Below are 6,965 nucleotides of genomic sequence, written 5' to 3'. Positions count from 1 at the left end.
TTGAGTCAGCTATCCTTTTTTGTACAGGCTATTTAACTGTTACAGCCTCTTTTTACTTATAGATTGCTTTACAAATTTGAAATCTCCATTTTAATTGTTGAGAAATAGAAGATGAATGCATCTGACTTACATTACTATCATGTCGTCTATACAATAAATAAGGCTTAGAAATCCATTTTACTTTCTTTTGTTTTTCGGCTATTAAACCTATATATTGATCATGCATAGGAATAACAGGAAAAGGTAAAATATCTTGTTTTAATTTACTATCAAAAATCATACAACAACCAATATATGAATTTCGAACTATGTTATTTAAAATACCTTTTTTTACTTTACGGTATTCAAAAAAAGATGGTTCAATCTCTTTTAGATTTTCATCTACAATGATAGCATCATGTAAAACCAACGAGCAATCATCACAAATTAGATTTGCTAAATCCACTTTTCCATCTAGCCAAACATCATCTTGATCACTTAAAAAGATTACTTCATTTGATGTATGTGCTATCGCATTTTCAAAATTCTTAATAACACCCTTACCAGGTCCACTAATAATGTGAATTCTTGCATCATTAAATGATTCAATGATTTCTTTTGTAGCATCGTTACTTGGATCAAGAGAAATGATAATTTCATCTTTTTCACTTAATTGTTTTAATATGGAACACAACTGTTGTTCAATGTATTTTTCACCATTATAACAAGCCATCGCAACACTTATTGACTTTCTCATTATAACCTCCACATCAAAGAAGTTTTCTTATATCGAAGCATCAATCCAAGTTTTCTTTTTAGTAATGTATAGTGATATCCTCTTAACTTAGTTAAACGATAAAAGATTTCACTATCTTTTTTAAATAGTTTAAAACGATTTAATTCACTTTCTAAATCATTACTATTCGCTGAAAAGCTTTGATGTAAAATAGTATCGACAACTTCAATTGACTTTCCTTGGCGTTTCATTTCAAACAAAAAATAATGATCTACATAATCCAAAAACAAAGATTCATCATAGCGATAATTTTCAAATACTGATGCCTGTATGCACATTCCACTATTGATTCCAGATATATTCTTTTTATCAAGTGGTTGGCTTTCATCCCATCTTATACTTTTCCCGTTTATCATTAAACTTGGAGACAGCAAAGACTTTTCATCATAAACTTTGGGTAAACATATATCCGAATTACTTCTTTCCATCACTTGAAAATAGTCATCACTGATTTGAGTATCATCATCGAATAAACAAATTTTCTCTTTTCCTGTTAATGTTTGGGAAAAAATATAGTCAATCGCACGATTGTATGCGTATGATAAGCCTTTGTTCCCATTCATTGATAGATAAACTTGATTGTCTTGTTGTACAACCATCTGATTATTTGTTTTTATTTCTGAATTATCACAAACAATGATTTTTACATTTTGTTTTTTTAACTCATTGTATGATACACTCTGACTTATATCCATGTTATATATAACTAAAATACAATAAAACATTTTCCTAATCCTTATATAATGCAACAATATCCTTTTGAATATGATTCCAATCTCTATTTTTAGCACATTCTAAACCATGTTCAATTAAATGAGTGCGTAATGACTCATTCTGGCAAAGACTTTGAATCATATCAAGTGCTTGTTGAATATTTCCCTTTTCATAAAATAAACAATTCTCTTGATTTACTAAATATTCTATATTACCATCATTTGCTAATGCAACAACACATCCACCCGTGGCCATCATTTCTAATGGTGGATAAGAAAAACTTTCCAATAAACTTGTCTTTAATAAAATATGGCATTGTTGGTATACAGATGGTACTTCATCATATGGAATACGATGCATAAAACGATCCACGTGATACCAATCTTTAGGTTTGGCATTATAAGACATATACCATATCTCAAATTTATCAAAGTCCAAACAATTCGTAATTTTAAAGCTTTCATCCACATTTTTATGAGGTGCTGAGCAATCTCCTTCAATCAAAATACGAATTTTTCCATTCCAATTTCTTGATACAAAATTAAAGCGATTACTATCTATACCATTGTATGCGTATTTCGCATCTTTATAAAATTCTTCTTTCAACCAATCCTGACACCATTTAGAAATAGTCAAAAACCGTACATCTGTTTTAGGACTATAGCTTTGTTGTGCTTGAACTTTTAATGAATCTGAGAAATTGTAAAAATCAGTTTCAAAATTTTGAACTAAATATTTTTTAACTTTTATATTTTTAATTTCATCCATCATAGAACAAGTTGCCCACATAGTCGCAATTGCCTGATCAATATGGAAATCTGTGTCATGTCCTAAAACCGGAAAAATATGATTTTCAAATTCATAGCTTTGAATTGTATCGTATAAAGATAAAATAGAAACATCATATCCATTGTCTTGAAGAATTTCCATATGATGAAGGGCAACCATAATTCCCCCACTAATTTCTAATTTAGAAACAACAAAACAAATATTAGGATGAATATATTGTTCTAATTGATGAACTAAATGACCAGCACGATACATAGTCGTACAATTTCTTAAACAATATTCATAGGCATTGTTAGCTAATGTATCTCTCAAGTTTTTGGATTCAATACAAGCAAGTAAATTATTTTTCCAATCATTTAGTGTCTTACATAATAAGCCTGTTTTACCATTTTCGATACATTCTTTAAATGCACCTAAATCACTTGCTACGGTACATGTTTTAACTAATGAAGCTTCTATCCATTTATTTTCTGATTTTGCCTCATTAAATATAGATTCACACAATGGAGCAATATTAATATCCATTTGACCAATTAATTCAGGAAGCTTTTTATAATCCATAAAAGGATGCGTCACAATGTTTGTTTTTCCCTTTGTATCAAGTTCACCACAAACATGTAATTCGACATTTGAATACTGTTCTAAAATTTCTTCTAATACAGGATAAATCATTTCAAAATCAGCATTGTGAGTAATAGAACCACTAAAGTATCCAATACGAATAGTATCATGTACATCCTTTTTTACTTTCTGTGACGCATTAACCATTTCTATGCTTGCACAATTACGATTAATAATTACTGTATCAACGTATTGTAACAACTCATTTTGAAGAGCCTTGGTAGTCGTTATCGCAACATCACACATTGCTAAGCATTGACCCATTCTTTTTACATCATTGTCGTATTGTTGTTTGTTATCCATTGATTGGACATATTCGATTTTATCTGTATATTTAGTATCAATCACTAAATCATCAACATCAAAAAAAACCGTCTTATTTAATTGTTTAGCTATTTTGATGAATTGTTCAATTTCATCAGTTAAAACACAACGAAAAAACACAAATGCACGGTATTTATAAACCATATCAAATTGAATAGATTTATAAAAAACTTCATCTGTTTTGTATCCACATAATTCACATTGTTCTCTTTGATGCGTTACGCGATATCTACTAGGATGTGGTAAAAGTTGAGGATCACATCCATTAACGAATAAAATATCTTTTGCACATCCAAAATTCTTTTTGCTTTCTTGTTTTACTTTCACATACCTTTTAGCATGTTTAATAACGCCATTTATTCCATCTGTTTTTAATACACTAATTGCTTTTTGGGTTAAATTTGCCATAATTGTTCCTTCTTTTAAAAAAGGAATACATATTGTATTCCTCAATTTCTAGTAATAATAACCATATTGGTAAGCATATAAATCAGCTTGTACTTGAGCATCAATTTCTTCTGAGCTTAAAGCACCTTCTGATTCAGTCGCATTTAAAGTATCTTCTACTGTATCTGAAGAATATCCTTGTAAAACAGCACTTATCTTTTCTTGAGCTATACGAACCGATTCATCATATGGTACAGTGACCGATGCTTCTGAGCCTAAAGCTGCACACAATGCCATATCACCGTATCCTGAAATTTGATAGCTTTCAAATTTCCATTCTGGCATTGCTTGAATTTGGAATTTAATTAAATCCGTAATTTCTTTCATTGTTAAGTTGGTTTCAAAAGCTGAACTTAAAGCCTCTAATAAAGAAGAATATTTTGTGATAATATCTTTACTTGTTGCCTTTTCAAAGATAGCCATTAATACTTGTTGTTGATTACGAACACGTTGATTATCACCATCTAGATAGGCATGTCTTTCTCTAGCATAAGCTAAAGCACGTTTTCCATCTAAATGGTTCCAACCCTCTACAACGCCTTCAAGTGTATGATCCGCATAGAAAGTTGATACAGCCATTCCAGGTTCAACATATACATCAACACCACCTAGAGCATCAACAATATCAATAACACTTGAGAAGTTTGCTCTAAAAGTATAGTTTATTTCAATTCCTAAAAAGTTTTCTACCGTTTTTTGCGTCGTATTAATACCATAAATTCCTGTATGCGTGATTTTATCCATAGCGCCTACTACACAAGCATCTTCATAATCACAATATGTTGCCATATAAGTATCACGAGGAATACTTGTTAAAAGAATCGTTGATGTTTGAGGATTAATGGTAACCACCATATTTACATCACTACGAGATAATTCTCCTACATCACCATAGGTATCATTACCTGATACTAAAATATTAAATGGTTCATTTGTAATATCTGATACCGCTAATGCTTCATTTTTAGATTCAGTATAATAAGTAGTTTGATAAATAACTTTTGTTTGCGAATCAAAATCAGTATAAGATTCCATTTCCAATACATTAGTACGATATGTTTCATTTAAGATAATTGCATCAACATCATTGTTATACAACGAATGAATTGCTTCTTGCACACTATTTGAAACAACAATCTCAAATGGTAAATCTTTTTTATCTTCTACTTCATATTGTTTACATAAGTCATTTATACTTTGTTTTGTTCCATATGTATCAATTGATTTTAAAGTTGCTACTTTTTTATTGGAAAGATCATTTAAATCATTTATATCAGAAGAAGACATCGAAATGACTGACACTACGTTTTCTATTTTTCCTTCATTTGTTGTAACAGCATCAATCATGTTGCTTGTTTTATACAAATAAAAATTTCCAGCTCCACCAACGACACAAAGACAAATCACAATTAATGAAATGAAAAACTTTGATAAAAAATGATTCGTAAAAAAATTCAACAAAAGAATAAAAATCAAAGCAACCAACGCAATTGCAACCGAAATAGGTGCAAGTAAATTAGTTGGGATAAAGTTCATTTTAATTAATTGAAAAATTAATAAGCCAATACATAGCAACAATAAAATAGACAATACAATAGAAAAAATTCTAAAAACAATTCCTTTTTTCTTCATTTTATCCTTCTGCATTCCTTTCCTCTACATCGTTAGATGAACCACCTTGACGCACAGCTTCAATTTTGTCATGAGTTGTTTGAATAGATAATTCATCCGGAACTAATACATATGCATAGGTTCCTAAACTAGCACAGAAATCATTTCCATCGTATCCTATAAGTGAGGTACTTTCAAATTGCCATTTAGGAAAATTACCAAATTCGAATTTCAATAATTTAGAAATAGAAGCTGCTGGCATATTCGTTTCAAATGCACCTGATAAAGCGGATACAAAATTTGGATAATTCAAAAGCATCGTCGGCTTAGTTAAAGATGAAATCAATGCCTTTAAAACAATTTGTTGATTTCGTACACGTTGATTATCTCCATCTATATATGCATGGCGTTCACGCGAAAAAGCAAGTGCTTGTTTTCCATTTAAATGATTCCAACCTTCATTTACTCCCCCAAGTGTTGTGTCTGCATAAAAAGCATCAACAGCTAATCCAGGTTCAACATAAACATCCACTCCACCAATCGCATCTACCAAGTTAATTAATGAAGAGAAATTAACTCTTACATAATAATTTATTTCTGTATTTAAAAAATTCTCAATTGTTTTTTCTGTTGTTTGTACACCATATAAACCTGAATGTGTTAATTTGTCATATAATTCTTGATCACTGTATCCATCTGTTAATTCAGCAATTGGTACATAGTAATCACGTGGAATACTTGTCATTAATACCGTAGCTGTTTTAGGATTAACTGTTACAAGCATGTTCATATCACTTCGTGAATTTTCACTAAATTGTCCATAACTATCATTTCCACTAATTAAAATAGTAAATGGCTCACTATCCACACTTACATCATCCAAAGAATCCTCAATATTCTTTTCATTATCTGTATAATATGTAGTTGAGTAAACAGGTGTTGTACGATTCACAAACATGCTATATGTTTCATCAGAAGTAATGACACCACTAAATGACTCATTAAAAAGAATACCATCAATATATCCATTATATAAATCATCAACCATTTCAAATATGTCATCATAACTTATCGAACTATATTCAATTCCATCTGATTGTAACGCAGAACTTAAACGACTTAAATCATCTACGTCCATAGAACTAAAATAGCCTAGTGTTTTTCCTGATAACTGTTGTTCATCTGAAATTGTATCATTCATCACTCTTACACTTAATGTATTCGTAATTTTAGTCGTTAAATTTGTAACAGAATCAAATGCCTTATTTGTTTCAAATAAATAATAGTTTCCAACGCTATAAACAAAAGACAATATTAAAACTAGAATTGAAAAAATGAAGCGTGATAATCCTTTTTTTGATTTAAAAACCAAAAAAATCACAAACAATAATGTAATAGTAACTAAAATTATACTAATTGGAAGAACAAAAAATATAGGAAGTACATTTAAACGAATCAGCTGAATAATTAATAAAGCCGTGATAAGAATCAATAAAATTGAAAATAATAATGAGAACACTCGGAAAAATTTACTTCCTTTGCGTCCATTTTTTCTTTTAGCCATAAATTTTACCTGCCTTAATCTTTTCTATGTTATCATAAACCACTAGTAAATGTCTAATTTTAAATAAAATAAATATCCACCAGCCTAGCTGGTGGTTTTTCAGTTTCGGGCATAGCCCTG

At 30.0% G+C, this 6,965-nt stretch carries 5 protein-coding genes; all 5 read right to left on the bottom strand.

The features are described from left to right. Positions 1-52: 52 nt before the first annotated feature. The 5 genes from ACI313_RS05590 to ACI313_RS05570 are packed head-to-tail and all read right to left on the bottom strand — an operon-like array spanning position 53 to position 6,845. On the bottom strand, positions 53-736 hold the full coding sequence (locus ACI313_RS05590; RefSeq protein WP_320609107.1) for a glycosyltransferase: 684 nt from the start codon (positions 734-736) through the stop codon (positions 53-55). Next, complete coding sequence (locus ACI313_RS05585) at positions 736-1,470, bottom strand: hypothetical protein (RefSeq protein WP_320609106.1); 735 nt, start codon at positions 1,468-1,470, stop codon at positions 736-738. Before ACI313_RS05585 ends, ACI313_RS05590 begins: the two co-directional genes overlap by 1 nt. Before the next feature lie 34 nt (positions 1,471-1,504). Next, complete coding sequence (locus tag ACI313_RS05580; protein WP_439755508.1) at positions 1,505-3,631, bottom strand: glycosyltransferase; 2,127 nt, start codon at positions 3,629-3,631, stop codon at positions 1,505-1,507. A 48-nt stretch (positions 3,632-3,679) separates the two neighbouring features. Further along, positions 3,680-5,317: an LCP family protein gene (locus ACI313_RS05575; protein WP_439755507.1), complete on the bottom strand. Its 1,638-nt coding sequence runs from the start codon at positions 5,315-5,317 to the stop codon at positions 3,680-3,682. Further along, a complete protein-coding gene (locus ACI313_RS05570; protein ID WP_439755506.1) occupies positions 5,304-6,845 on the bottom strand; it encodes an LCP family protein in 1,542 nt (513 codons plus the stop codon). The genes ACI313_RS05575 and ACI313_RS05570 overlap by 14 nt, the downstream gene beginning before the upstream one ends. Positions 6,846-6,965 lie beyond the last annotated feature (120 nt).

The organism is Floccifex sp., from assembly GCF_051873495.1.
Taxonomy (GTDB): domain Bacteria; phylum Bacillota_I; class Bacilli_A; order Erysipelotrichales; family Erysipelotrichaceae; genus Floccifex.
Note: the sequence above shows the minus strand (reverse complement) of the source record. Positions and strands in the feature narration are given on the sequence as shown.